The organism is Nafulsella turpanensis ZLM-10 (assembly GCF_000346615.1).
Lineage (GTDB): Bacteria > Bacteroidota > Bacteroidia > Cytophagales > Cyclobacteriaceae > Nafulsella > Nafulsella turpanensis.
In genome coordinates this window covers 88,457-111,974 of the sequence record NZ_ANNU01000006.1, presented here as the reverse complement: position 1 = coordinate 111,974, position 23,518 = coordinate 88,457, and the positions used below count along the sequence as shown (strand labels likewise).

General features: G+C 48.3%; 21 protein-coding genes and 1 pseudogene. 13 read left to right on the top strand and 9 right to left on the bottom strand.

The window, feature by feature from the left end:
* Positions 1-50 precede the first annotated feature (50 nt).
* The 4 genes from F752_RS0103240 to F752_RS0103225 form a co-directional block, all read right to left on the bottom strand.
* Positions 51-725 (bottom strand): hypothetical protein, encoded by a 675-nt coding sequence (locus F752_RS0103240; RefSeq protein WP_017730296.1) that lies wholly within the window; start codon positions 723-725, stop codon positions 51-53.
* Complete coding sequence (locus F752_RS0103235; RefSeq protein WP_017730295.1) at positions 722-1,558, bottom strand: glycerophosphodiester phosphodiesterase family protein; 837 nt, start codon at positions 1,556-1,558, stop codon at positions 722-724. The genes F752_RS0103240 and F752_RS0103235 overlap by 4 nt, the downstream gene beginning before the upstream one ends.
* 154 nt (positions 1,559-1,712) lie before the next feature.
* Positions 1,713-1,934 (bottom strand): hypothetical protein, encoded by a 222-nt coding sequence (locus F752_RS0103230; RefSeq protein ID WP_236613972.1) that lies wholly within the window; start codon positions 1,932-1,934, stop codon positions 1,713-1,715.
* A gap of 131 nt (positions 1,935-2,065) precedes the next feature.
* Positions 2,066-2,665: a glutathione peroxidase gene (locus F752_RS0103225; RefSeq protein ID WP_017730293.1), complete on the bottom strand. Its 600-nt coding sequence runs from the start codon at positions 2,663-2,665 to the stop codon at positions 2,066-2,068.
* A 252-nt stretch (positions 2,666-2,917) separates the two neighbouring features.
* On the opposite strand from F752_RS0103225, the gene F752_RS0103220 reads away from it, so the two are divergent.
* Positions 2,918-3,364, top strand: coding sequence for a hypothetical protein (locus F752_RS0103220; RefSeq protein ID WP_152425006.1), 447 nt, complete (start codon positions 2,918-2,920; stop codon positions 3,362-3,364).
* A 78-nt stretch (positions 3,365-3,442) separates the two neighbouring features.
* On the opposite strand, the gene F752_RS0103215 is transcribed toward F752_RS0103220, so the two are convergent.
* Positions 3,443-5,944 carry a zinc-dependent metalloprotease gene (locus tag F752_RS0103215; RefSeq protein WP_017730291.1) on the bottom strand — a complete coding sequence of 834 codons (2,502 nt, stop codon included), beginning with the start codon at positions 5,942-5,944 and terminating at the stop codon, positions 3,443-3,445.
* Between the two features lie 253 nt (positions 5,945-6,197).
* Between F752_RS0103215 and F752_RS0103210 the strand changes: the two genes are divergently transcribed.
* Entirely contained in the window at positions 6,198-7,313 is a 1,116-nt protein-coding gene (locus tag F752_RS0103210; RefSeq protein ID WP_017730290.1) for an NAD(P)/FAD-dependent oxidoreductase, read from the top strand.
* A gap of 203 nt (positions 7,314-7,516) precedes the next feature.
* Here the strand turns inward: F752_RS0103210 and F752_RS0103205 are convergent, their stop codons facing one another.
* A complete protein-coding gene (locus F752_RS0103205; RefSeq protein ID WP_017730289.1) occupies positions 7,517-8,500 on the bottom strand; it encodes an NAD(P)H-quinone oxidoreductase in 984 nt (327 codons plus the stop codon).
* Positions 8,501-8,641: 141 nt separating this feature from the next.
* On the opposite strand from F752_RS0103205, the gene F752_RS0103200 reads away from it, so the two are divergent.
* The 9 genes and pseudogenes from F752_RS0103200 to F752_RS25150 all read left to right on the top strand — a co-directional run bounded on the left by F752_RS0103200 (position 8,642) and on the right by F752_RS25150 (position 16,955).
* Entirely contained in the window at positions 8,642-9,220 is a 579-nt protein-coding gene (locus F752_RS0103200; RefSeq protein WP_017730288.1) for an RNA polymerase sigma factor, read from the top strand.
* Positions 9,210-10,019 carry a HEAT repeat domain-containing protein gene (locus tag F752_RS0103195; protein ID WP_017730287.1) on the top strand — a complete coding sequence of 270 codons (810 nt, stop codon included), beginning with the start codon at positions 9,210-9,212 and terminating at the stop codon, positions 10,017-10,019. The genes F752_RS0103200 and F752_RS0103195 overlap by 11 nt, the downstream gene beginning before the upstream one ends.
* 10 nt (positions 10,020-10,029) lie before the next feature.
* Positions 10,030-10,890 (top strand): DUF4097 family beta strand repeat-containing protein, encoded by an 861-nt coding sequence (locus F752_RS0103190; protein ID WP_017730286.1) that lies wholly within the window; start codon positions 10,030-10,032, stop codon positions 10,888-10,890.
* A gap of 1 nt (position 10,891) precedes the next feature.
* Complete coding sequence (locus F752_RS0103185; protein WP_026135480.1) at positions 10,892-11,713, top strand: DUF4097 family beta strand repeat-containing protein; 822 nt, start codon at positions 10,892-10,894, stop codon at positions 11,711-11,713.
* A 478-nt stretch (positions 11,714-12,191) separates the two neighbouring features.
* On the top strand, positions 12,192-12,740 hold the full coding sequence (locus F752_RS0103180; RefSeq protein ID WP_236613971.1) for an RNA polymerase sigma factor: 549 nt from the start codon (positions 12,192-12,194) through the stop codon (positions 12,738-12,740).
* On the top strand, positions 12,727-13,515 hold the full coding sequence (locus F752_RS0103175) for a HEAT repeat domain-containing protein (protein ID WP_017730283.1): 789 nt from the start codon (positions 12,727-12,729) through the stop codon (positions 13,513-13,515). The genes F752_RS0103180 and F752_RS0103175 overlap by 14 nt, the downstream gene beginning before the upstream one ends.
* Before the next feature lie 57 nt (positions 13,516-13,572).
* A complete protein-coding gene (locus F752_RS0103170; RefSeq protein ID WP_017730282.1) occupies positions 13,573-14,346 on the top strand; it encodes a DUF4097 family beta strand repeat-containing protein in 774 nt (257 codons plus the stop codon).
* Positions 14,347-14,349: 3 nt separating this feature from the next.
* The gene (locus F752_RS0103165; protein WP_017730281.1) at positions 14,350-15,060 is read left to right on the top strand and encodes a DUF4097 family beta strand repeat-containing protein; all 711 of its coding nucleotides are present in this window, start codon (positions 14,350-14,352) and stop codon (positions 15,058-15,060) included.
* Between the two features lie 296 nt (positions 15,061-15,356).
* Positions 15,357-16,955: pseudogene (locus F752_RS25150) on the top strand (ATP-binding protein).
* A 9-nt stretch (positions 16,956-16,964) separates the two neighbouring features.
* Here the strand turns inward: F752_RS25150 and F752_RS0103155 are convergent.
* Entirely contained in the window at positions 16,965-17,840 is an 876-nt protein-coding gene (locus F752_RS0103155; RefSeq protein WP_017730279.1) for a UbiA family prenyltransferase, read from the bottom strand.
* Positions 17,841-17,894: 54 nt separating this feature from the next.
* Between F752_RS0103155 and F752_RS0103150 the strand changes: the two genes are divergently transcribed.
* A complete protein-coding gene (locus F752_RS0103150; protein WP_026135479.1) occupies positions 17,895-19,001 on the top strand; it encodes a type III polyketide synthase in 1,107 nt (368 codons plus the stop codon).
* Between the two features lie 17 nt (positions 19,002-19,018).
* Positions 19,019-19,750 carry a methyltransferase domain-containing protein gene (locus F752_RS0103145; RefSeq protein ID WP_017730277.1) on the top strand — a complete coding sequence of 244 codons (732 nt, stop codon included), beginning with the start codon at positions 19,019-19,021 and terminating at the stop codon, positions 19,748-19,750.
* Here the strand turns inward: F752_RS0103145 and F752_RS0103140 are convergent.
* Entirely contained in the window at positions 19,747-22,788 is a 3,042-nt protein-coding gene (locus tag F752_RS0103140; RefSeq protein WP_017730276.1) for a PAS domain S-box protein, read from the bottom strand. The genes F752_RS0103145 and F752_RS0103140 overlap by 4 nt on opposite strands.
* A 104-nt stretch (positions 22,789-22,892) precedes the next feature.
* Entirely contained in the window at positions 22,893-23,486 is a 594-nt protein-coding gene (locus F752_RS0103135) for a nitroreductase family protein (RefSeq protein WP_017730275.1), read from the bottom strand.
* Positions 23,487-23,518: the final 32 nt, after the last annotated feature.

The window sequence follows — 23,518 nt, the reverse complement described above, 5'->3', positions numbered from 1 at the left end:
TCATTCCATATTAACAGAAGTACCTGACCTGGCAGGTTCATTTTGAAAACCTACCAGAAAATAACTGCCAGTAAAAAATGGGTGGGAAAAAAGAGAAGGATTGGATAGAGCGTCATCATCAAAAGCACAAAATAACGGGAAGAAATTTTGTACTGTGGGGAGCTTCCAAAACCGAATACCCAATTGATGTTGGCAGAAGGAGGCGTAAGCTTATAGCATAAAAAAAGGACGATCCAGCCCAGAAGGGTCATGAAATAAGGTGCCCGGGGGTCATAACCAAGACGGGTAAGCATGAGGAGGAGAACAGCCGGAAGGAAAACATGGAAGAGAGAAAGCAGCCGCAGGTGCAGCGGGTGCTTCTGGTTCCACAGGTAATCTGTCTGGCCGGAAAGCCGCTTCCCGCTCAGGAGCCTAACGACCAGCTCAAAAGTCCAGTACAGCGCCGGAAACAGCACGCCTACCGCTAAAATACTGGTGAGCAGGCTGCTCTCCAGCCAAAGGGCTCCTATCCCCAGAAAAAGGGCAAAATCAGGAAGCCATAAAAAGTTTGCCGGTCCCCAGTATTTCCAGTAAACTGGAATAAGCGCCAGCACAAAAACGGTATAGGCAAGCTTTAGCCAGAGCCCTGTGGTTCCATCGGCCAGAGATGAGGAGTGAAGGCTGGCCTGAAAGCTGCTGAAGTATCCTCCAAAAGTAGTGCTTAGCTGTTGAAAAAGTAGAGTCATATCTGCTCCTGTATCAGTTTCAAAGCCCTGTCTGGGTAATCCGTGATAATGCCATCGACCTGCAGCTGAATCATTCTTTGCTGGTCCTCTACCTCATTTACAGTCCAGGCAATTACCTGCAATCCTCTTTTCCAGGCTTTTTCCAGAAAGTCCTGGTTAAGTTCTGTGTGGAGGGGGCATATAAAATCCGGAACAAAGCCTAACTCTTCCAGCTCCCGCTCCAGCCCCGATAGCTCTACAATTGATAGGCCTGTGCGAACTCCCGGATTCTGCTCCCTGGCCTCCCGCAGCACCCTCTTGTCAAATCCTATCATAACAGCTTCCTTTTCCGCTTTTTGCCCGGAAATAATTTCCATTACCTGCTGTACAAAAAAGCGTGGCGCCGGATGCTGCCGGCCATCCGTTTCCGGCCCTGATTTTATTTCCATCAGGTAAGTGAGGGGAGTATGGGGCGAGGAATAGCGTCCTGCGGTGGCAAGTACATCTGCCAGCAGCGGGATATGAGCCTCTGTATTTTCCTGGGCAGGAAAATCTTCATTATCTGCAGAGCCGCAGTCGAAAGGTTTGATTTGACTATAGTTGAGCTGATAAATTTGCAGGCGTTCGCTCTCCTGCTCCTCCAGTGGTTTACCATCAGGTGACAGGCACAAAGCAGGCGAAATGGTGGCATCGTGGGTAACCACTACCTGCCCATCCCTGGTCATATAAAGGTCCATTTCCAGTCCTTTGGCCCCCAGCTCAAGGGCCTCCTCAAAAGCCTTTAGTGTATTCTCGGGTTCCAGTCCTCTGGCGCCCCGGTGCCCTACCACTATCGGCGTCTTCCTTCTCTCCATAGCTTTCCCATTTTACTTTACATAAATCCAAAGCAGGGCCGAAGGTTTGGAAAAAAGTAAAAGTAGTAGAAATGACTATGGCTGTGAACCAGAAAAGGGACAGAAGAAGGGAGTAATTGTTATTTATAAGGCTAGGCTTTTCAAAAGATGAATTTTAGGTTGCCTTTCCTTTCAGCTCCCAGTGGTCTTTAATTCGCTTTCCTTCCCGGTCATATTTTAATGTGCGGGCATAACGTTCCCCTTTCACATTTCCTTCTTCATTTTCTTTGCCAATAAAAAGGAGTATGGGGTTTCCGTCGGCATCAGTTTTAAACGCCACATCTTTTCCCTTATAGCGTATGCGCTGCAGGGAAGAAGGTGGGTAAGTTTTGGCCATTTTTTTTTGCAATTCCTCATTTATCATACCTTCTTTATTTTGTGCTGTTAAGTAGTACGAAAAAACAGGATTGCAGATGGGCCTGGAGATAGATTTTTACCTTTAATTATCGGCGGTACTTAACAGGAGTATCAGCTAAGCTGCCTTTGCACCTCCTTGCTCAGGGGCGAAACTGCCGGACCGAAGTAATGAGTTAAAACCCCATCTTCATTGATCAGGTACTTACTGAAGTTCCACTCCGGGGGCTGCCTGTTCCACCCATTTTCAGCCGGATTACTCAGCCATTCAAATACAGGGTGCTGCCCTTTTCCTTTTACTACCTGACTCTTTTTTGAGAGCGGAAAACTAACACCATAGTTGAGCTGGCAAAATTCGGCAATGCTTGCATCATCAGCCTTTTCCTGCTCTTTAAAATCATTCGCCGGAAAACCTATTACCTGCAGCTGCTTACCGTATTGCTCTTGCAACTTTTGTAATTCGCTGTACTGCCCGGTATACCCACAGTTGGAGGCAGTGTTCACCACCAGTACCTTTTTTCCTTTCAGCTGACTAAAGTCCAGCTCTTCTCCATTATTAAGACTGGTTTTAAGCTGATGAAAAGGCCGTGAGGGTTTAGCCTTCTGGCTATTCCGGATAATCTTTCCTTTGCTGCTGCCCCCGCTGAATTTCATTACGAGCGGATAGAGTGCCTTTAATATCTTTTGTCTGAAGGTCATTTTCATTGGTTTCATAAATTAAAGATAGGATGAACTGAAAGCCATTTCTGCTTAATAAACTGCACCTCATTGTTGTGGTTTAGCTGCAGGCGATTTAGAAAGGAAAAATACTTTTTTTTCTAATTTGTGTAGCATATATATATATATTGTTGTGAAGGTCGGCTAACCGGTAGAAACTACCGCCGCCTCTCTTGCAATTTTTGTGCTTTAACCTGTGGGACCCGTTCCTGAATTATAAAAGTTAACATGATGAAACCTTTTGAAACTATGAAAAAGCTGCTTTTCCTTTTTGCTCTCCTTGCCGTGCAGGGCTGCCAGACGGATGATTGTGAAGATTACCTTTGTAACACACCTCCCGGCCTCTTTCGGTTCAATATAGTGGATAAAGCCACGGGCGAAAATGTATTTGCGAAAGGCACCTACAGCCCCGACCAGATAGAGGTGGTAAATACCGCAGATGGAGGCGAGCTTGAGTTTACTTTTGTGGAAGAAAACGGACTCAATTTACTCCGTATCCACAGTATTGGCTGGCAAACCGAAACTGTTCTTTCTTCCATTCAACTGGCCGGTGAAGAAGTTTTCACCCTCTTTGTCGATGCAGAAAGGCTTTCAGAAGACTGCTGTGCTTTTACCCGCTACCATGAGGTTAAAATAGAAGGAGCTGAGTTTAGGCTAAATGAGGAAAAAGAAATTTACACAATTCTGGTAGAGTAGTTATATAAAATTTATGAGAAAAAAAACAGCCTGTCGCTCACTGAGCGACAGGCTGTTTAAGTTAGGGCACGAAAGCAATTAAGCTTCTTCCGGGTCCAGGATTTCGTCGATTCTTTCAACGAGGTCCTGATAATGGTAGCGGGTTAAGGTATCGCGGCTGCGGTTTTCGGCCCGGCTTAATTCACGCTGCAGGCGCTCTAACTCGGCTCTTACTACCGGACGGATGTCCGAAAGCTCTACATCTACAGGCGTAAAGCCATAGAATGAGCGGGCACGGCCTGGTATCTGCTGCTGCTCTTCTGTCATAAGCGAACCGAGCTGTGCTACATAAGTACGCTGCAGGTTACGACGGTAGGTATCTGTCGCCTGCCCGTTTTCAAGCTCTGTCCAGATGCCACCGCGAAGGTCGTTCAGCAGGTTCGTAAGGCCGTAATTACTCTCATCAATTGCCTGTGCTTCGATGAGTCTGGCAAGACGGCCCGGATCAAGTACATTTTCCAGAATATTCTCCTGGAGGTCTTTTATCCGTTTTACGCTTCCTGTACCTTCGATTCGACGCAGAACCTCTTTATTCAGCATCCATTCAGGGGTTTCAAAAGCCTGCTCATTCAGGAAATAAACGGCTTCTTCCTGTATTTCGGCTGGTACAGGCTCATACACTGAACCATCCTGATCGTAGGTTTTGTAGTTTTCATACACACCGCCGATGTTACTGGTAACATGGCCCATATAACGATTCCACTGGCCTATTACCTGCATGTACAGCTCTTCAAGGTCTTCGTAATTTTTACCTTCTGCGCTGGTCCATTCCACCAGGTTTGGCACAATCCGCTGCAGGTTCTGGATGCCGTAGGTACTGGCTTTCATAGCGTTGTTGCCCAAATCTTCTGTTTGTGCACGGGGGTCGATAGGGTTACGAGTCTGGCGGCCAAAATCGTAAATAGGGTTGTCGGCACGCTCTACGATCCACTTATTAAGGGTGGCGCTTTCCTCATCGGGAGTACGAGCTTCGGGGAAGAAGGTATAGCCCCACTTTACCGCCCATTTATCGTAGGGGCCAATTTCAGGGTAAAGCGCTACACCTGTGTCTTCAGGCTGTGCTATATAATTAAAACGCGCATAGTCCATAATAGAAGGGGCCGTACCCATTTTTTTGGTAAACTCAGCCGAACGAAGTGAGTCCACCGGATAGGCAAAGCTGGAACCCATATTATGGGCAAGGCCAATAGTATGGCCAACTTCATGGGCAGATACAAAACGAATGAGTCGGCCCATCACTTCATCATCAAACTTTACTTTCTGGGCCTCGGGATTAACGGCAGCAGTTTGGATGAAGTACCAGTTACGGAGCAGGTTCATTACATTATGGTACCAGCCGATGTCGCTCTCCAGGATCTGCCCTGAGCGTGGGTCATGGGTGTTGGGGCCGTAAGCATTTTGTACATCCGAAGCAAAGTAGCGGATAACAGAATAACGTGCATCCTCAGGGCTCCAGTCCGGGTCTTCTTCAGGACTTGGTGGATCCTTGGCAATAATGGCATTTTTAAAGCCGGCTTCCTCAAAAGCTACCTGCCAGTCTTCAACTCCCTGCTTCAGGTATTTACGCCATTTTTCAGGAGTAGCAGGGTCAATATAATAAACAATAGGCTCTGCCGGTTCTACCAGCTCACCGTTCAGGTAAGCCTCCATATCCTCCGGCTTTGGCTTCAGCTCCCAGCGAACAATATAAGTACGCTCAGTGGCTTTCTGCTCATCGAGGCCGTAATCTACCTGGGTGGTCGTGAAAAAGCCCATGCGGTTATCGGCAAGGCGAGGCATCATGGGCACTGCCGGCAGGAGCAGCATGGAATTATTAATTTCCAGCGAAATAGTGCCTGACTCATCATTAGAAGGTGCTTCAGAGGCATTGTAAGTCATTACATTGCGGGCCTCGATATTAATAGGGAAGCTCTTGATGCTTTCGATAAAGGAGCGGTCGCCATCAAGCTTGCTTACTTTGTATTCTTTGCGACTGTCGGCATCCAATCCTATGGAAGGGACATCTTCAGTGAAGAAGGGGCTGGCATTAATAACATGGGAAGAGGAATCGGGACCAATTGCTTCAATATTGAAAGAATAAAGAATAGGCTCGAAGTTCGAATTGCGAACGGACTGATACACCGGTAAAGAATCATTGGCCACATTATCGTAGCTAACAAGGCGGAGTAGAATCTTGTCGTTCTTCTTCTGCCAGCGAATTACCTGGGAGTTTAATTTTTCGCCACCATAGCCAAGATTATTGGCAGTTTTGGCAATACGGGTTACCAGCAGCATTTCGCGGCGAAGCAGCGAGTCTGGAATTTCGTAGTAGTACTTGTCATCCAGCTGGTGTACCTTAAAAAGGCCTTCGTCGGTTTTGGCCTCTTCTGTAATGAGCTTTTTGTAGGGCTTCATCTTACCTTTTTCCTTGCTACCTTCTTTGGCTGGGGCGGCGGCAGTAACAGCAGGCTGTTGCTGGAATACAGAACAGCTGGCCATTAAGCTACCAGCCAGCAGGAGGCTTAGCAATGGACGGAGCCCTTTCGTTGTGAAAGAATACATGTGCAAAATAAAATAAGGGGTTATAGTTTGATGTTAAAACATTATTCGAAGATGTAATTTACTTCATTCTGTTTAAGAAACCTTGCTATAGCCTATTTTAATAAGGGAAAAACTTATTAATTCCATCATTTATGTGGTAGGTGGAGCAAATAGCCCATTCATTTTAAAGTGGTTCCTGAAGTCAATGCAGTGCATTAGCTTAACTATTGGCCTCTGGGCCGGTTGTATCATTGAAAAATAAAAGACAGTAATTTTGAAAGATGTAGCAATTGTGGGTGGTGGGCTGGCAGGATTGATTTCTGCCATTCAACTTGCCGATGCAGGACTGGAGGTGGTTGTTATTGAGCAAAAGGAGTACCCTTTCCACAAGGTATGCGGCGAGTATATCTCCAATGAAGTCGTGCCTTTTCTGAAATCCATCAATTGTTATCCTGAGCATCTGAACCCTGTGCCTATCAGCCATTTTCGACTGAGCGATGTAAAGGGTCAGGAAGTTCGGATGCCTCTCGACCTTGGAGGCTTCGGCCTGAGCCGTTATCAGCTCGACAACTATCTATATCAGCAGGGGCTGGGGCGAGGAGCGGAAGGTATGGAGCGAACAAAGGTAAGAGCCATAGAGCCATCCGCTGAGGGTTTTCAACTGGAGCTGAGTGGCGGTAAAAGGATGGAGGCGCGCCTGGTGTTAGGCGCATGGGGTAAAAGAAGTACGACCGATAAGGCGCTGGAGCGGGAGTTCATAGAGAAGCGAAGCGATTATATAGGAGTGAAATACCACATTAAAGCCAGCCTTCCGCACGATGAGGTAGCCCTGCATAATTATCCCGGCGGCTATTGCGGAGTCGTAAAAATAGAGGGCGATTGCTGGAATATGTGCTACCTGGGCAGTAAGGAGCAGCTGCGGCATTATGGCGGCATAGAGGAGATGGAGCAAAATACATTGGCGAAAAATCCCCTCCTGAAGCGGATTCTGCAGGAAGCGGAATATATTCACGATAAGCCGGAAGTCATCAATGAAATCAGCTTCAGACCAAAGCCAGTGGTGGAAAATGGGGTGCTTATGGCCGGCGATGCTGCAGGGCTTATTACCCCCCTCTGCGGAAACGGCATGGCCATGGCCATCCATGGGGGGAAGTTACTTTCCGACCATATTAAACTCCACTGGCCCCTCCGTAAAGGAAGTCGTGACGTGCTGGAGCGTTCCTATGCAAGAGAATGGCAGCGCCTGTTTGGAAACAGGCTATGGGTAGGGCGCCAGACCCAAAAGCTGTTTGGCAATGCAGCAGCCTCCGGGCTCGCTGTAAAGTTTCTCCGGAATGTAAAGCCCGCCGGCCGCTACCTCATGCAGCAAACGCACGGACAGCCCTTTTAGACTAAGTCTACAGAAATCGCCTCTTTTGTCATACCCGCAGGGTATCTGGTAAGCATCCTTTGCAGAGAAAGTTTTGAACAGGAAGAAAATGCTTGCTGCTCCTACTGGACTGCTCTTTTCATCCAGGGAAAAGCTAATCCCAAAACTGGCCTGAAGGATTCCCTTTCTTCCCGAGCAACTATCAACGAACAACGAATAACGACCTACTCCACACTCAGAATAATCTTTCCCTTACTCTTGTTCTCCTCCATATACGCATGGGCTTCATTTACTTTTTCCCAGGGATATACCTTGTCAATAACAGGGCGGATGCGGCCATCGCGGAGGCGGGGTAGCATAAAGTCGGCCAGCTCCCGGGTAAGGCGCGCCTGGTACTCCGGACTGCGGGAGCGGAGGGTGGAGCCCATAATGCTGAGTCGCTTTTGCAGAATGGGCAGCAGGTTAGCTTCCGGTAACTTTACTCCTCCAAGCAGCGCCAGCATTACCAATCTGCCATCTTTTCGGAGCGCGGAAAGGTTATCCTGAAAATAGGGTGCGGCGACGAAGTCGATGATGACATCTACTCCTTCTCCATCTGTAAGCCGATATACTTCATCTTTAAAAGAACCTTTTTTGTAGTCAATGGCATGGCGGGCACCCAGTTCGAGGCAAATCGGGTGTTTTTCTGCTGAGGCGGTCACCAATACCTCAGCCTCCATTTCGCGGGCAATCTGGATAGCCGCCGTACCGACTCCACTGGCTCCGGCATGGATGAGCACTCGCTCCCCCTTCTGTACCTTTGCCAGCCATACCAGCGCCTGGTAGGCCGTTAAGAACACTTCCGGCAGGGCAGCGGCTTCTGTAAAGTTTAACTCCTCGGGTATGGGCATGGCCATATTCTGGTGCATACAGGCATACTGGGCATAGCCCCCTCCGGGTAGCAGTCCGAATACCTTATCGCCTTTTTGCCACTGGCTTACCTTGCTTCCTGCTTCGGCGACGATGCCGGCTACTTCTAAGCCCAGCAGCGGACTCGCTCCCTGCGGAGGCGGATATTTCCCTTGCCGCTGGAGGGTATCGGCACGATTCACGCCGGCGGCTTTTACTTCTACGAGTATATCGTTGGGGCAACGGATGGGCATAGGGTATGAGCCCGGCTGCATTTGGCCACCCTCCACCAGAATGGCCTTCATTTTATCTTCTGCCATTATTTTATTATTTTCTGTAGCGCAATAGAACTGTTTATTTCGCTTAAATTGAGGAATTCAGCAGTTTTTTCAAAAAAATTAAAGAAGTGCTGTAACCAAATACGAAAATGGGAGTGTCCATGGACGAAAAGCACGCAAAATTTGGAAAAAGAATTACCACAGGCGCTGGAAGACAATGCATTGATGCTAAAAGTAAAGGCCGGGGAGCTCTCCCTCCTGGGCCTCCTCTTCGAGCGTTACCATAAAGCGCTGTACGGCTTCTTTTACCGGCTTACCAGCGGACAGCAGGAGCTGAGCGAAGACCTGGTGCAGACCGTTTTTATGCGGATGCTGCACTACCGCCATACCTTTGAGGGCAAGGGCAAATTTGCTTCATGGATGTACCACATGGCCCGTAACGTGCTGGCCGATGAGTATCGGAAGCAGAAAAAGCAGGGCTATAGGGATGAGCTGGAGAAAGCCGAAAACAATATGGCGCTGAGCGAGGTGCCTGACGACCGGGAAGAGGAACTGCAGCTGCTGGAAAAGGCCATGCGGCACCTGAGCCCTGAAAAGCGGGAGCTGCTCGAAATGAGCAAATTTCAGGAACTGCCCTACCGTACCATAGGCGATATTTTAGGGTGCAGCGAGGGAAATGTAAAAGTAAAAGTATTCAGGGCGGTGCAGGAGCTAAAGTCTGTTTACCACCAGTTAGAAAAGGAGGTTGGTTATGATGGATGAAAAATACATGCCACTGGCGCTGGATTATATAGAAGGGCGCCTGAGTGAGCAGGAGAAGGAAGAGCTGGCAGGCTTGATAGCAGCCGGAGCGATAGACCAGAGGGAGCTTGATGAGCTGGCCCTCTTTTACGGAAAGCTGCCGGAAGAGCTCGTGGAGGTTCCTTCAGAAAAAATGCGCAATCGTTTCTACACCACTTTGGCAGCGGAGCAGGCAAAACAGGTAAAAGCAGCCCGTCCGGGTATCTGGAAACAGCTCTCCCGGTGGTGGCAGGTGCAGTCTTTTCAGCCGAACCCGCAATGGGCTTATGCAGTCATCCTGCTTCTGCTGGGTATAGGCATTGGCTACCAGCTGAGGCCGGTGGAGCCTTATAAAGAGCAGCTGAGCAGCTTATCGCAGGAAGTGCAGCAGATGCGCGAGGTGGTTATCCTCAGCATGCTTGAGCAGCAGTCCCCTACAGAAAGACTGAAAGCCGTTAATATGGGCTATGATTTGCCCCAGGCCGATGCCAGGGTTATCGATGCCCTGCTGCATACACTCAATAACGACCCTAATGTAAACGTACGCCTGGCAGCGGTGGAAGCACTTCGGCAACATGCCGCCCAATCGGCGGTACGGCAGGGCTTAATTCAATCGATCAACCAGCAGAATTCGCCCATGGTACAAATTGCCCTGGCCGACCTGATGGTGGAGCTGCAGGAAAAAGAAGCTGTGGAGCCAATGAAGCAGCTGCTCGAAGAGCCTTCGGTAAACGAAGCGGTAAAGGAAAAATTACAGAAAAGTATACACGTACTCATTTAATCTAATCCTCATGAAAAAACTAAAAATGCTGCTGCTAATGGCTCTAAGCTTATTAGCAGGGAACCTCTATGCCCAGGAACAAAGCAATACCATCGAAAGAACCATCGAATTAGGTAATACCGCAGCCAATACGCTGCTGGTAAAAAACATCAATGGCTCCGTAGAAGTGGAAGGCTACGACGGCAACACCATTCAACTGGTCGTGGAGCGAACCATCAGCGCCAAAAATAAAGAACGCCTGCAGGAAGGGCTGGCCGATGTGCAGCTGGGTATCAAAGAAGACGGCAATACCGTGGTAGTATATTTCGATGCCCCTTTTGCTACGCTAAAACAAGGTAATAGCGGCCGCTGGCACTATAATGTAAACCACAACAATCTCGGCTACGAGTATACCTTCGACATGAAACTGCGGGTGCCGGAAAATATAAAGCTGGAAGCTTCCTCTGTAAATGGTGGTGCAGTAAGTGTGGAAAATTTTAGAGGTGATGTGGAGGCACACAACGTCAACGGAGGTGTATCGCTCTCCAATGTATCGGGCAGCAGCAGTGCCAGAACGGTTAACGGTCCTATTGAAGCGCAACTCAGCAGCCTCCCCGAAGAGGCGGTGGCATACGAAACGGTTAATGGCGACATCAAGGTGTTTTATCCAGCAAAACTGGCCGCCAACGTAAGCTTCGAAACCCTCAATGGTGACTTCTATACCGATTTTGAAGAGGTAAGCCGCCGACCGCACGAAGTAGAAAAGGCCGGAAAAGGCAAAGCGGTGGTTTACCGTATCGATAAAGGCGCAGAGCTGAGTGTAAATGGCGGCGGTGCTCCCTTAAATTTCAAAACCCTCAATGGCGATGTATATCTGCAAAAAAAGAAATAAGATGATGAATAAGATAAAATGGATAACAAGTCTCCTGGTAGTGGGGCAGCTCATGCTGGCGCAAACATTCCTGCAGGCACAAACGGTGCAGGAACAAATTGCTATTCCACTGAGCAACCCGGCAAAGCCCGGCACTTTAAAAGTGAGCATGATGCAGGGCGATTTACTTGTCAAGGGCTACGATGGCAAAGAAGTAGTGCTGCGGGTAGAAATGCCGGAAGTAAAAACCAGTATCAGCCAGGCAAAAAATGGTCTGCGGAAAATCAGCACCAACGGTATAGGCCTCGAAGCCCGGGAGCAGAATAATGTGGTATATATCGAAAGCATGTCGCACAATGGCGAAGGAAATATAGAAGTGCTGGTACCACGGAACTTCTCTCTCAATCTGCATACCGTAAATGGCGAAATGGTAAAAGTGGAGGATGTAAACGGCGAAATTGTAGTCGATAATGTAAATGGTGGTATCATGCTGAAAGATGTACAGGGTTCTGCGGTGCTCAATACGGTAAATGGTGACATTGGCGTAAGCTTCGACAAGGTGAGCCCGAATGCCCCGATGGCCTTTACCAACCTGAATGGTGATGTAGAGGTAGCACTGCCAGCCTCAACTGCCTTTACGGTAAAAGCCAAAACCGAGCACGGCGAGGTGTACACAGACTTTGATATGAAGCTCCGTCAGGATAAGGAGCGGGTAAAAACCTCCGACAGCAAAGGCGTGTATAAGGTTAAAATCGAAGATTGGGTGCAGGGCGATGTAAATGGCGGCGGCCCTGAATACCTCTTCAAAAGTCTGAATGGCGATATACTTATTCGGAAGAAGTAAAGAAAATAATACAGAATAAAAAGAGCCTGTGGGATGTCCCTGCAGGCTCTTTTGTATTTGGAGCAAATTAGCATGAAGCTCCTTTAGTAAATGAGGTTCACTCTACTTCTCAGGAAGTCCCATTCTTCGCCGAGCTTCCTAAGCGGGTTCCATTAGCCTCTCCACTGGAGCTAACCTTCAGGGAAAAGTTGCTACTTGAAGAAAGGCTCCCTTTGTTATTCCCGCAGGGAATCTGATGAAGCAACACTTGTAAAGAAGAGCCAAAATGGAGAATAGCACACCCATTTCAACGATTCACTCTTCCCGAGATGCCCCGAGGGCAGGACAAGGCAGCCTATGTCTGCCATTAGAAGTCTCTTCTACAAGTTTAGCCGCAGGAGGGGATTTGCTATCATCTACCACACTACCTCCAAAAGAATGAATTACCTAATCTGGTATTAGAGCAGGGCTAAAAAGTAAAATTTTTCAGTAGCTTGTAATGAAAAGTTCCAGGGCTCGTCTTGATTGTAGAATGGATGCACAAGCGTTTAAACAACTGATTCTCCCGACTAAAAACCGCCTGTACCGGATGGCGCTCTCGCTGCTAAAGGATAGCGAAGAAGCGAACGATATGCTGCAGGAGACTATGTTGCGGCTCTGGACGCACCGGCAGAAGCTTGCCGAATGCCAGAGTGCCGAAGCCTTTGCGCTGCGCATTACCCGCAACCTTTGTCTGGACAGGATAAAGTCGAAGGGCTATAAAAACCGCGCGGGCCAGGCCGAAATGCCCGACTGGGGCAGTGCCGAAGCCACGCCCTACCGGAAGCTGGAGCTGATGGACAGCGAGCAGCTAATGAAGCGTCTCTTCGCTGTACTGCCCGAACAACAGCAAACCCTTATTCGCCTGCGCGATGTGGAGGAGCTTAGCTATGAAGAAATAGAAGAAGTAACCGGCCTTTCGGTCAATACCATTCGGGTAAACCTGTCGAGAGCCCGGAAAGCGGTACGGGAAAACTTTACGAAAATTAACAATTATGAACTGGAATAGAGCCGAAGAATTACTGGAGCGGTATTATGCCGGCCTCAGCAGTGCCGAAGAAGAAATGGCGCTGAAGGCCTTACTTTCCCGTTCCGATGTACCCCCTCACCTGCAGCAGGAAGCCAGCCTGTTGGGGCATATGAAGGCAGCCGGCGGGGAAGAAAGCAGCCTGGGCGATGATGAATTGTTTGCCCGCCTCGATGCCTCTTTGCAGGCGCAAAAGCCGGAAGCCAAAACCATTCAGCTGCCGGTAAACCGTCTCTGGCAAATAGCAGCTGCCATAGCGCTGCTGGCGATTGGCTACTGGTTCGGAACTTTAAATGCCGATTCAGCCCCTCCGGCTACCGCTTTGGTTGAAGATAGCCGGCAAAACCAGCAGCTTGCCCAGATACAGCAGGAGGTGCAGGAAATGAAAAGCATGTTGTCGCAAAGCTCGCCCAGCCAGCGAATAAAGGCGGTGAGCTATGTGCAGCAAAATGAAGTAGCCGACGACGAGCTGGTGCAGGTACTCATTGAAACCATGCATTTCGATGAAAACGTGAATGTCCGCATGGCGGCCATAAAAGCGCTTCTCCACTTCCGCGACCGGCCGCAGGTACGGCAGGCCTTTGTACAGTCGCTGCAAATACAAAATGACCCAAACGTGCAGCTTCAGCTTATCGACGGGCTCATTAAAATGAAAAATAAGGAAGCCGTGCCTCAGATGCAGGAAATGCTGCAGGAAAAAGAGCTGCAGGAAGTGGTGAAGCACCGCCTGCAGCAGGGTATAGGCGTCCTCATTTAATGAAATAGAAACAGCTGTTCTACTATATACTTTGTTCTAAAATTTTATCGAAACCATATGAAACGATTACTCATTTTAAGTTGCTTACTTGCGGTTCTTCTGCCGGCCTATGCACAGGAATACAGCAAAGCTCTAGGCAATAACCAGCGAATTATTCTTTTACTAAACAAAAGCGAAGTAAAAGTAGAAGGCTATGACGGCAAAGAAATTAAAATTACGGCCCTCGACTATGAAAAACCGCCGGAAAGAGCGGCCGGTTTACGCCCCCTCTATAACAGCGCACAGGATAATACCGGAATTGGTATATCGGTTACAGAAGAAAAGGGTGATGTAGTGATTCGCGAAGCCTCTAACCAGGGAGGGGAGTATATTCTGAAGCTTCCTAAAAATGCCAGGCTCAGCGTTGAGCAGCTCAACTGGAATGGACTGGAAATAAATGTGCAGGACATGAAGAATGAGGTGGAAGTTCAGGCAAAAAATGCCGATATCCGCCTGACCGGTGTGCAGGGGCCCATTATTGCCAACAGCACCAGCGGCGAAATTGAAATCATCTATAGCGCTTTAGCCCCTAATTCGGTAAACATGATTTCTACTGTTGCCAGCGATGTGGATGTAACCATGCCCAAAGGTGCCAAAGCCGATTTTGTGCTGCAATCCGTTACAGGTGAAATTTATACCGATATGGATATCAAGCTGAAAAGAGAAAAAGAAGACGGTGAAATGCGGCTGGTGGGCGGCGGGCAAACCATCGAAGGAAGCACCAATGGCGGTGGTCCGGAAGTCGGGATTAAAACCATCAGCAGCAATATTTACCTCAGAAAAGCAGAATAAGCCATGAAAAAGACAGCAGTAAATAAATTGCTTTTGCTCCTGTGCTTCCTGCTTACGAGCGCAGGACTACAGGCACAACAAAAAGTAATCAAGAAGAATATCCCTTACCAGCAAGGGCAGCAAATTCAGCTGGACCTGCCCATAGCAGAAACCATCAAGCTAAGTGGCTGGGACAGGAATGAAGTAGCCCTGGTGGCGACGGTTAACATCAACAACAATACCCTCAACGAGGCGCTGGTGCTGGAGGTGGAAGAAAGTGAGGCCGCCATCCAGCTGGAGGCGAGCTTTAACGAAGAGATGCTGAAAAAGGGCAGGGCAGCCGATTGCCCCGGCGCCCAAACCAGCTACAGAGAGGATGATGGGGAAGGTTATACTACTTGCACCGACATTGTATATGAGCTAAAAGTACCACGGAGGGCAGACCTGAAGCTGGAAACCATTAGTGCCAATGTTGAGGCTGAAGGCCTGCAGGGCGATAACCAGATTAAATCCATCAGCGGCTTTATCGACTTTAGCTGGCCACAACAGCAGGAGGCCGATATTTATCTGCAGTCGGTTACCGGCGAGCTCTATACTAATCTGGATTTTGACATCCTGAACCAGGAAAAAACACCTCCAATGGTTGGCTACGAGCTTAAAGGCAAAAAAGGCGATGGAGGCCCGCTGCTGGAACTGGAAACCATCAGCAGCAACATCTATCTTCGAAAACAGTAATTAATCTTTAATTTTTCGCGTCTGAGCCCTGCAGCCTGATTGGTTGGCAGGGCTTTTTATTGACTGAATTTGAACATAAAACTATAAATGCCGTTGAATTATACAAGGAATAGATTCAATTATTTTATTTTCTTTCTGCAGATAAAAGGGATTATGCTTCAGGGAAAGCAGAGAAGGAAAGGGAGTAATAAGCAGTGATTTAGCAATGAAGGTGGCAGTAAAAGCTGTTTGCCTTATCAGGGTAGGATATCTGTTTCCAGTTAACTTTTTTCAACCTAATCCTATTCCACGACCCTATGCAAGCCTTAACTATCAGTGGCCATGCCCTGGCCCAAAGCCTCTCCACAAACAAGGCAGTAGGGCTATGTGTGTTCGACGACGACCTGTTAATCCGCGAATGGAACCTGTGTATGGAAAGTATAACAGGTATTCGCAACAGCGATTGTATTGGCCAGCCGGTGGTTAACTTCTTTCCTTTAGAGGAGGAGGTGCAGGCAGAAGAGTACTTTCGAAAAGCCCTGAGTGGCGACTCTTTTATGCTGGAGGAAAAGCCCATTCTCACCAAAGAAGGAAAAGTTTCCGGAAACCGTTTCGACCTTCACTTTTTACCCCTGCTGGGTGAGGAAAGTAGGGTAAAGGGTGTGGCAGTTCTGGTTTTTGAAGCCACTACTCTCCCGGATGCGGCTGATACAGAACGATATAAGACGACTATTCGCTCCTTGCGCTCCTTTCTCAGGTATGCTCCCATGCCGGTTTTTATCATTGATAAAAATTTTGTTGTACAATTATCCAACGACTCCTTTAACAGCTATGTAGGCAGGCAAAAAACAATGGGCTTACCGCTCGACAATGTGTTTAGCCCGGCGGCCTGTAAAAAGCAAAAGGAGGTAATCCGGAAGGTGATAGAATCTGCCGAGGCCGATCTTTCTCATGAGGTACACCTGCTGGAGGGCCGGAAGCTTCACTTTTTTGTTACCCGCTTTCCCATCTGGAATGCAGACGGGGTGGTTGATGCCATTGGGGGCTATGCGCTGGACCTGACAAAGGAAATAGAGCAGCAGGAAATTATTCAGGGTTTATTAGAAGAAACCATTAAACTGAATCATGAGCTGGAAGCCCAGAATGAAGAACTGGCGGAAGAGCGCGAAAAAGTAGCAGCAACCAATAAACGCCTGAAGCATCAAAAGCAGGAACTCCGCAAAACGCTAAGCGAACTTTCGGACCGAAACTTTGAGCTGGACCAGATTATGTACAAAACATCTCACGATTTGCGTTCCCCCCTTACGTCCATTCTGGGGCTTTTGTCGCTGGCTAAGTTAGAGAAAGATCCCCGGATGATACCGGAATACCTGGGCTATATGGAAAACCGGGTGGAAAAGCTGGATAACTTTGTAAAATCAATGCTCACTTATGCAAAAACCAGCAGGGGAGAGTTAAAGGCTGAAAAGGTAGACTGGGAATCAATTATTGAGGAAAGCCTGAGTAATCTTAACTACCTGAGCAACTACAGTAAGATAGCCATAAAGGTTGATTGTCATTGTGAAGAATATCCATGCAAGAGCGACTTACTGCGGCTCCGCATTATCTTTAATAACTTAATTGGTAATGCCATCAAGTATTCCGATTTTTCCAAAAAGCAGCCATACATCCATGTTACGGTTAAAACTTTTCCCGATAAGGCTACCATTTGTATAGAAGATAATGGCATTGGAATAGACCAGCAGTTTATGCAGGACATTGGCAAGATGTTTTTTTGAGCAACAGAGAAGTCTGAAGGTTCGGGTTTGGGCATGTACATAGTAAAACAGGCGATAGAAAGGTTGCAGGGTCATATGGAAATAGAAAGTAAACTAGGAGCGGGAACTACCATTCGCATACACTTGCCGTCCCTCTAAACGCCAGTATCAGGGGAGTTTCCCCAGGAACCTGAACAGCAAAAAGAACAGGTTCAGGCAAAAGGCAGAAATGGTATTCAGCCGCATACTATGGCTAAAGTCGGCCAGGGAAATATTCTTCTGCACCTTTATCAGCCAGTAAATAAAATAGCCCGGCATAGGCAGCAGGAACAGTTGAAAAAGCAGCGCCTGACGCAGGGAATAATAGGTAATATAATAGAAGGTAAAACCGGCAATAGCCAGGGTAAAAAAGGCGGCGGTAAAATAAAAAGTACCCCTTATACCTAACACAAGGCTAAGGGTGCGATCGCCCCGGCGGCTATCCTCGCGGTGCTGGTACACCTGCGTCATTGGATAAGAACCCCACAGCAGCATAGAGCTTAAAAAGGCAGGGATAAGTACAGGAGTCTTCAGGCTTTCCTCAATTCCTCCGCTCCCCAGGCCTACGCACACCATCATAAAAGTAAAAAAGCCCTGGAAAAAGCCTGCAACGAGCCAGCTGGCCAGCGGATATTTTTTAAGCCGGATGGAAGGATGACTGTAGGCACGTGAAACCAGGCTGTACATAATTGCCATTACCGCAAAGGGAAGGCTGATGAACAAGCCCGTAAGCCAGGCGAGGCCATCGAGCAGAAAAGCCGCATACAATAGCTGCCGGCTCACCGGAGGCGGATGCTTTAAGCCACCTATACTTTCCTCATCTTTGTCGAAGTAGCTGTTATAGGCATTACTGGCCGGGTACAGGAAAAGGTGCAAGGCAACAAATATCAGCAATGCAGGTATAATAGATACCTGGTCAGCCACACTGAGGGCAAAAAAGTAAACCGGCATCAGGTAAAAAGAAAAGGGAAGCCGCAGGTGCAGTAAGGTCGATTTTTTGAGCATAGCCTAAACCTTTTGTTTGAACAAGATATTAACTTTTTTACCATTTATTTTGATATGAAAACCTATATATCTGCCATAGGCACGGCTAACCCGCCTCATAAAGTTGACCAACAGGATGCTGCTCGTTTTATGGAGGAGTCTCTGGCACTCAGTAATGAAGAACGGCGAAAACTAAAAGCCCTCTATCGGCTATCGGGTATCCGGAGCCGCTACTCGGTGTTGAAAGACTATTCAAAGTCCTACGGTAATTATAGTTTTTTTCCTAATTCGGAGAACCTGGAGCCTTTTCCCTCTACCGAAGACCGCATGCAGGTGTATGGCGAAGAGGCTACTAAGCTAAGCCTGGAGGCGATACAAAACAGCCTTAGTCAGCTGCCTGGATTTGATGTACAGGAGGTTACACACCTGGTTACGGTAAGCTGTACAGGTATGCACGCCCCTGGTATCGATATCGAAATTGTACGCCAGCTGGGGCTGCCCGGCAATGTGCGCCGCACGGCCATCAATTTTATGGGCTGCTATGCGGCCTTTAACGCCCTTAAGGTAGCCAATGATATTTGCCGGGCCGAGCCGAAAAGTAAGGTGCTGGTCGTTTGCGTGGAGCTCTGTACGCTGCATTTCCAGAATAAAGCCGATGAAGATAACCTGCTCTCCAACGCTATTTTTGGCGATGGAGCGGCAGCTCTCCTGGTTGAAACAGAGCAGCGGGACTGCCTGCAGCTCAGCTTCGAAAATTTTTACTGCGACCTTGCCTATGAAGGTATCAACGATATGGCCTGGCGCATCGGTAACCAGGGCTTTGAAATGCGCCTGTCGTCCTACATCCCTGATTTTATAAAGGGAGGAATTAAAAAGCTGAGCGACCGGCTGCTGGATACCTTTAAAAATCAGTTGAGCGGCAAGGTATACTACGCCGTACACCCTGGAGGAAAAAGAATTTTAAGCTCCATTGAACAGGCGCTGGGCCTGCAAAAAGAAGACAACCGCTATGCTTACGAAGTGCTTGAAAACTATGGAAATATGTCTTCCTCCACGGTACTTTTTGTGCTAAAAGCGCTGATGGGCGATATGAAGAGGAGCGATAATGGTAAGTCGGTGGTGAGCTTTGCCTTTGGTCCCGGCCTTACGCTCGAAAGCATGTTGCTGCGCATTAAAGCTTAATCTAAACTCTTAAACGAATGTCCTTTTCTCTCATTCCTGGGGCTCCCTCTTTTGCTGAACGTAGCAAACGTATCGAAATTATGGACGACCTTAGCGGTACAGGACCCGACTGGAACCAGGCTCTGCGCGAGCTGAAAATAATTAACCAGTACTTGGGTGGCAACAGCGTAACGCTGCAGGGACTGGAGCGCCTGATAAAAGGAAAGACGTTCGATAAACCGCTGGAAATCGCCGACATTGGTTGCGGCGGAGGGGATATGCTGTTGCTGATGGCCAAGTGGGCAAAGGTGAAAGGAATTCCGGTGCGCCTGACCGGCGTAGATGCGAATCCGAATATTATTGAATATGCCAGGAAGAATACCGCCGCCTGGCCGGAAATTGAATATCTGGTCGCCGATATTTTTTCGGATTCTTTTGCTGCCAGAAAGTTCGACATTGTAACCAGCACTTTATTCACTCACCATTTTACAGACGAACAGCTGGTAAAAATGATGAAGAGCCTCCATGGGCAGGCACGTCTGGGGCTGGTGGTAAATGATTTACACCGGCACCCGATCGCTTATCATTCCATTAAACTCATTACGCAACTTGCCAGCCGCTCTTACATGGTAAAACACGATGCGCCGGTATCGGTACTACGGGCCTTCTCCCGAAAAGACTGGCAACAGATTCTTGCACGGGCCGGGCTGAGGAGCTATCAGCTTCGCTGGAAATGGGCCTTCCGCTGGATGTTGCTGGTGGGGCACTAAAAGTCTTCCCCGGCTACTTCTTCTTCTATCTCGGGTGCTTCAGGAAGGTTTTTGAGGTACAGCAAAAAGGTAGTGCCCTGGCCTGGCTTACTTTCTACCTTTATTTTTCCCCCTGTTTTTACCAGCATGTTTTTTACAATGTGCATACCAATTCCCTTTCCACTGGCCTGGCTGGTAAAGCGGCGGAAGGGGCGGAACAGATTTTTGCCATAGCGCTCCAAATCAATGCCTATTCCATTATCCTGGTAAGTAACTACTACAAAACCTTCTTCTTTTGTGCATTCCATGCGAATATGGAGGGGTTCTTCTGCCTTTCGGTATTTAATGGAGTTGCTAAGCAGATTGCGGAAAATGCTGTGCAGGTAGGGGCGAACAAAGGTAATATGCCGGCAGCCTTCGAAGGAAGTATGTATGGCATGATCGACGGCTGAAAGCTCCGGCTTAAAATCTTTAAGGGTGGAAAGGAATTCTTCTTCGATATCGATATCGCGCATAATATCGCCCTGCTGGTTCTGGGCCTCGATGAGCTGAATCATTCCCTGAAGTGTTGTATCCATACGCTCGGCCGAAATATTAAGGTTCTCCACGATTCTCTCTGCTTTTTCGGGTATGGAAAGGTCGAGCAGGCTTAGCAGGCCTTTCATATTGGCAATGGGAGCCCGCAGGTCGTGAGCAGCTGTATGCACGAAGTTATCGAGGTACTGGTTAATCTGGTTCAGCTGCAGGTTTTGCTGCCAGAGGCGCTTATTTTGCAGTTTCTGGTCATGAATATCGGTACAGGAGCCAAACCATTTCATAATTTCTCCTTCTGCATTGTATAAAGGAATGCCCTTGGCAAGGAACCAGCGGTATTCGCCTTCCTTGTTACGAATGCGATATTCTGTGCGGTACTCTTCCTGTGTTTCGACAGAATGTTTCCATCCCTGCACTGCCTGCTCCAGGTCGTCGGGATGGATTCTGTGGTGCCAGTCAAAATCGTCCTCCTGGTTCTGTGGCAGCCCTGTATACTCGTACCACTTATGGTTCAGGTAATCGGGTTTTCCTTCGGCAGTGGCCGTCCAGATTATCTGGGGGAGAGAGTTGGCCAGCTGGCGGAACTCCTGGGCAGCCATTCGCTGGCGTTCTTCACTGATTTTGGCCTCATGGATATCCGTGGCAGAGCCTATCCATTTAAATACCTGCTCTTCGGCATTGATGAGGGGAATAAAGCGAACGATATTCCAGCGGTATTCTCCGCTGTGGTGGCGGATCCTGATTTCCTGCTGGAGTCCTTCGGTATTTTTTACGGCATCGGCCCACAGCGCGCGGAAGGGTCCCAAGTCTGCTGGCTGGATAAAGAGACTAGCGAACTGACCGCCCATTTCAAGGCCGGATAAGCCGGTATACTCGTAAAAAGCCTGGTTGAGATAATCGGGCACTCCATTCGGATCGGTGGTAAAGATAATCTGCGGGATGTTTTCAGCTAAAATGAGAAATTCCCTGGCATCTTTCAGCTCCTTTTCTATCCTTCTTTCGCGGCTTACATCTCTTGATGCAATGGTGGCACCAATCTGCTGACCCTGCTCATCAAAAATCGGGTTGAAAGTTATTTCATAATAATTGCGGTTTATGCCGGGGTCGCCCAGCTCCTGCAGAATAGTGAAGGCTTCTCCTTTAAAAGCCCTATGCCAGAGTTGCTGAAGGCTTTCCAGCTCATTCGGGAGGTGAGAGAGCGTTGCCTTCAGGTCCTGGCCCGGTTCTGGCTGTATACCATATATTCGCTGATATTCCTTTGCGAAGGATTTATTAAAGGCCAGCAGGCGAAAATCTCTGTCACGCGAGCAGATGGCATCTTTGGTGCTATCCAGGATGTTGCGCAATTTAACATTGCTGAGCTTCAGCTCCTGGTTTATGGCTGCCAGCTGTTTTTCTTTTTCTTTTAGCTCAGAAATATCGCGGGTAACAACCAGCAGGCTTTTTACCTCATCCTCTTCATTTAGTTCGGGCGTAATGGTCGTAAACAAGGCTTTTATGCCATTGCTGGTCTGTACATCAGCGGCATACTCCACCTGCTCTTTTTCTGCAAGTGCTTTATGCAGGGCCTGCACATAACGCTGGTTTTGGGCCTGTGGGAGGGCAACCTCTTCGGGCTTTTTACCGATAAAATGGCCAGGCGAAAGGCCTGTGTGGCTTTCAATAGCCTGGTTAATAAACAGGTAATGAAGGGAGGGGCTGTGCCTGACAATAATATCGGGGGTATTCTCTACCAGGGTGCGCCACTTGCTTTCGGAAGCTTTGAGCTGATTTCGGGTATGATGGAGCTCGGAGATATCGCGCCCTTCGGCAATCAGGAACATGACCTCCTCATTTTCGTTGAAGAGGGGTTTAAGGGAAAAATCAATAAAGAGCTCTTCTCCATTGCGGTCGGTAATAATTTCTTCGGAGCGGACAAAGTTACCGCGGGCTGCCTGCATTACCGCTTTGCGAAGGCGCCGGTTATTGGCTTCAGTGCTCTTCCACCAGCCCGCTTCCCAAAAGAAACGTCCTTTCACATCCTTCCACTCAAAACCACAAAAATTAAGCGCCGATTTATTGGCTTCCAGCATGCGCCCTTCGGTATCGAGTAAGCCTGTAAACTGGAAGGACTCATTGAATATCTCTTCAAACCGGCTTTTAAAATAAGCCTCGCGGCTGTATAGGTCGTGTATGTCCTGGTAAACAGCAAGGTAATTTGTTCCAGGGGCACCCTCTGATGCGAGAGAGACAGACCAGCTTTGGGAGTGCCAGCGGTACTGCCCTTTGTGGTTCTTTAGCCGATAATTAACCGTCTGCTGTTTTTCAGGCCTTTGCTGGAATAGTTGCGCTGCTTCAGCTGCATCAGCAGGGTGGATACAGGAAAGCAGCTGGGAAGCTGTTAAGGGAGCATCTGCACCTGTATACTCCTGGAAAGCCAGGTTTGGGTATATCAGCCCATCGCTGCCGCTGAGCCACCAGCCCGGGAAGGGTAGTGGGCTAACGGGCGTTTTTTTACCACCTGAAGCGCTGTTTGTCTGGTGCATAAGGGCTGACTAAACTATTATTAATGTGTAATTTACAAGGAAGGTGGTTTAAATCAAAAAGCGCGGATGGAGGGCTGGTGTACCATTTATGCCATTGCTGGTTTTTAGCGGACCCATTCTACCTTATCTTCTATGGGCTTTCTGCGGCCTTCGGGCCATTTGGTACGGAGCATGCCAATATAGAGGAAACCCAGGAGCCGGTCTTTTTCACCCAGGCCAAAAAATTCTCTTGCCTCGGGCCAGTAGGTAACCCCTCCGGAGCCCCAGTAGCAGCCAATACGATAGGCAGCGGCAGTTAAGTACATATTTTGTACGGCGCAGGCAACGGCTTCCACTTCTTCAATTTCTGGTAATTTTTCTTTTGGGTCGCGCTGCATTCCTATACTGATAATGTGCGAACACTGGAGTGGCTTCTCCTGTAATTTTCTGAACTTATTTTCATCAAAATTCCCTTCGCCTTCTGTTTTGCGGCGGTAAAGGCCCGACTGAAAATCGGCCAGCTGCTGCAGTCCTTTTCCGGTAAAAACCCTGAAGCGCCAGGGTTCGGTAAGGGAATGCGTAGGGGCCCAGTTGGCATTTTCGAGCATTTGCTGAATGATGGTATCCTCTACCTGTTCTCCGGAAAACATATTGGGATAAATGGAGCGGCGCTGCCGCATCAGGCGGTTAATTTCTTCTGTATTAAAAGTGGTGTTCATACCTGTTAAGCTAAGGTGAAAAAGTTTGTACT

Bases quoted from the DNA above. Each gene is read 5' to 3' on its own strand.
- F752_RS0103155 (WP_017730279.1), bottom strand. From the start codon at position 17,840: ATGCTCAAAAAATCGACCTTACTGCACCTGCGGCTTCCCTTTTCTTTT.
- F752_RS0103150 (WP_026135479.1), top strand. From the start codon at position 17,895: ATGAAAACCTATATATCTGCCATAGGCACGGCTAACCCGCCTCATAAA.
- F752_RS0103185 (WP_026135480.1), top strand. From the start codon at position 10,892: ATGATGAATAAGATAAAATGGATAACAAGTCTCCTGGTAGTGGGGCAG.
- F752_RS0103140 (WP_017730276.1), bottom strand. From the start codon at position 22,788: ATGCACCAGACAAACAGCGCTTCAGGTGGTAAAAAAACGCCCGTTAGC.
- F752_RS0103235 (WP_017730295.1), bottom strand. From the start codon at position 1,558: ATGGAGAGAAGGAAGACGCCGATAGTGGTAGGGCACCGGGGCGCCAGA.
- F752_RS0103135 (WP_017730275.1), bottom strand. From the start codon at position 23,486: ATGAACACCACTTTTAATACAGAAGAAATTAACCGCCTGATGCGGCAG.
- F752_RS0103175 (WP_017730283.1), top strand. From the start codon at position 12,727: ATGAACTGGAATAGAGCCGAAGAATTACTGGAGCGGTATTATGCCGGC.
- F752_RS0103190 (WP_017730286.1), top strand. From the start codon at position 10,030: ATGAAAAAACTAAAAATGCTGCTGCTAATGGCTCTAAGCTTATTAGCA.
- F752_RS0103205 (WP_017730289.1), bottom strand. From the start codon at position 8,500: ATGGCAGAAGATAAAATGAAGGCCATTCTGGTGGAGGGTGGCCAAATG.
- F752_RS0103220 (WP_152425006.1), top strand. From the start codon at position 2,918: ATGAAAAAGCTGCTTTTCCTTTTTGCTCTCCTTGCCGTGCAGGGCTGC.
- F752_RS0103180 (WP_236613971.1), top strand. From the start codon at position 12,192: ATGAAAAGTTCCAGGGCTCGTCTTGATTGTAGAATGGATGCACAAGCG.
- F752_RS0103195 (WP_017730287.1), top strand. From the start codon at position 9,210: ATGATGGATGAAAAATACATGCCACTGGCGCTGGATTATATAGAAGGG.
- F752_RS0103240 (WP_017730296.1), bottom strand. From the start codon at position 725: ATGACTCTACTTTTTCAACAGCTAAGCACTACTTTTGGAGGATACTTC.
- F752_RS0103215 (WP_017730291.1), bottom strand. From the start codon at position 5,944: ATGTATTCTTTCACAACGAAAGGGCTCCGTCCATTGCTAAGCCTCCTG.
- F752_RS0103165 (WP_017730281.1), top strand. From the start codon at position 14,350: ATGAAAAAGACAGCAGTAAATAAATTGCTTTTGCTCCTGTGCTTCCTG.
- F752_RS0103225 (WP_017730293.1), bottom strand. From the start codon at position 2,665: ATGAAACCAATGAAAATGACCTTCAGACAAAAGATATTAAAGGCACTC.
- F752_RS0103145 (WP_017730277.1), top strand. From the start codon at position 19,019: ATGTCCTTTTCTCTCATTCCTGGGGCTCCCTCTTTTGCTGAACGTAGC.
- F752_RS0103170 (WP_017730282.1), top strand. From the start codon at position 13,573: ATGAAACGATTACTCATTTTAAGTTGCTTACTTGCGGTTCTTCTGCCG.
- F752_RS0103230 (WP_236613972.1), bottom strand. From the start codon at position 1,934: ATGGCCAAAACTTACCCACCTTCTTCCCTGCAGCGCATACGCTATAAG.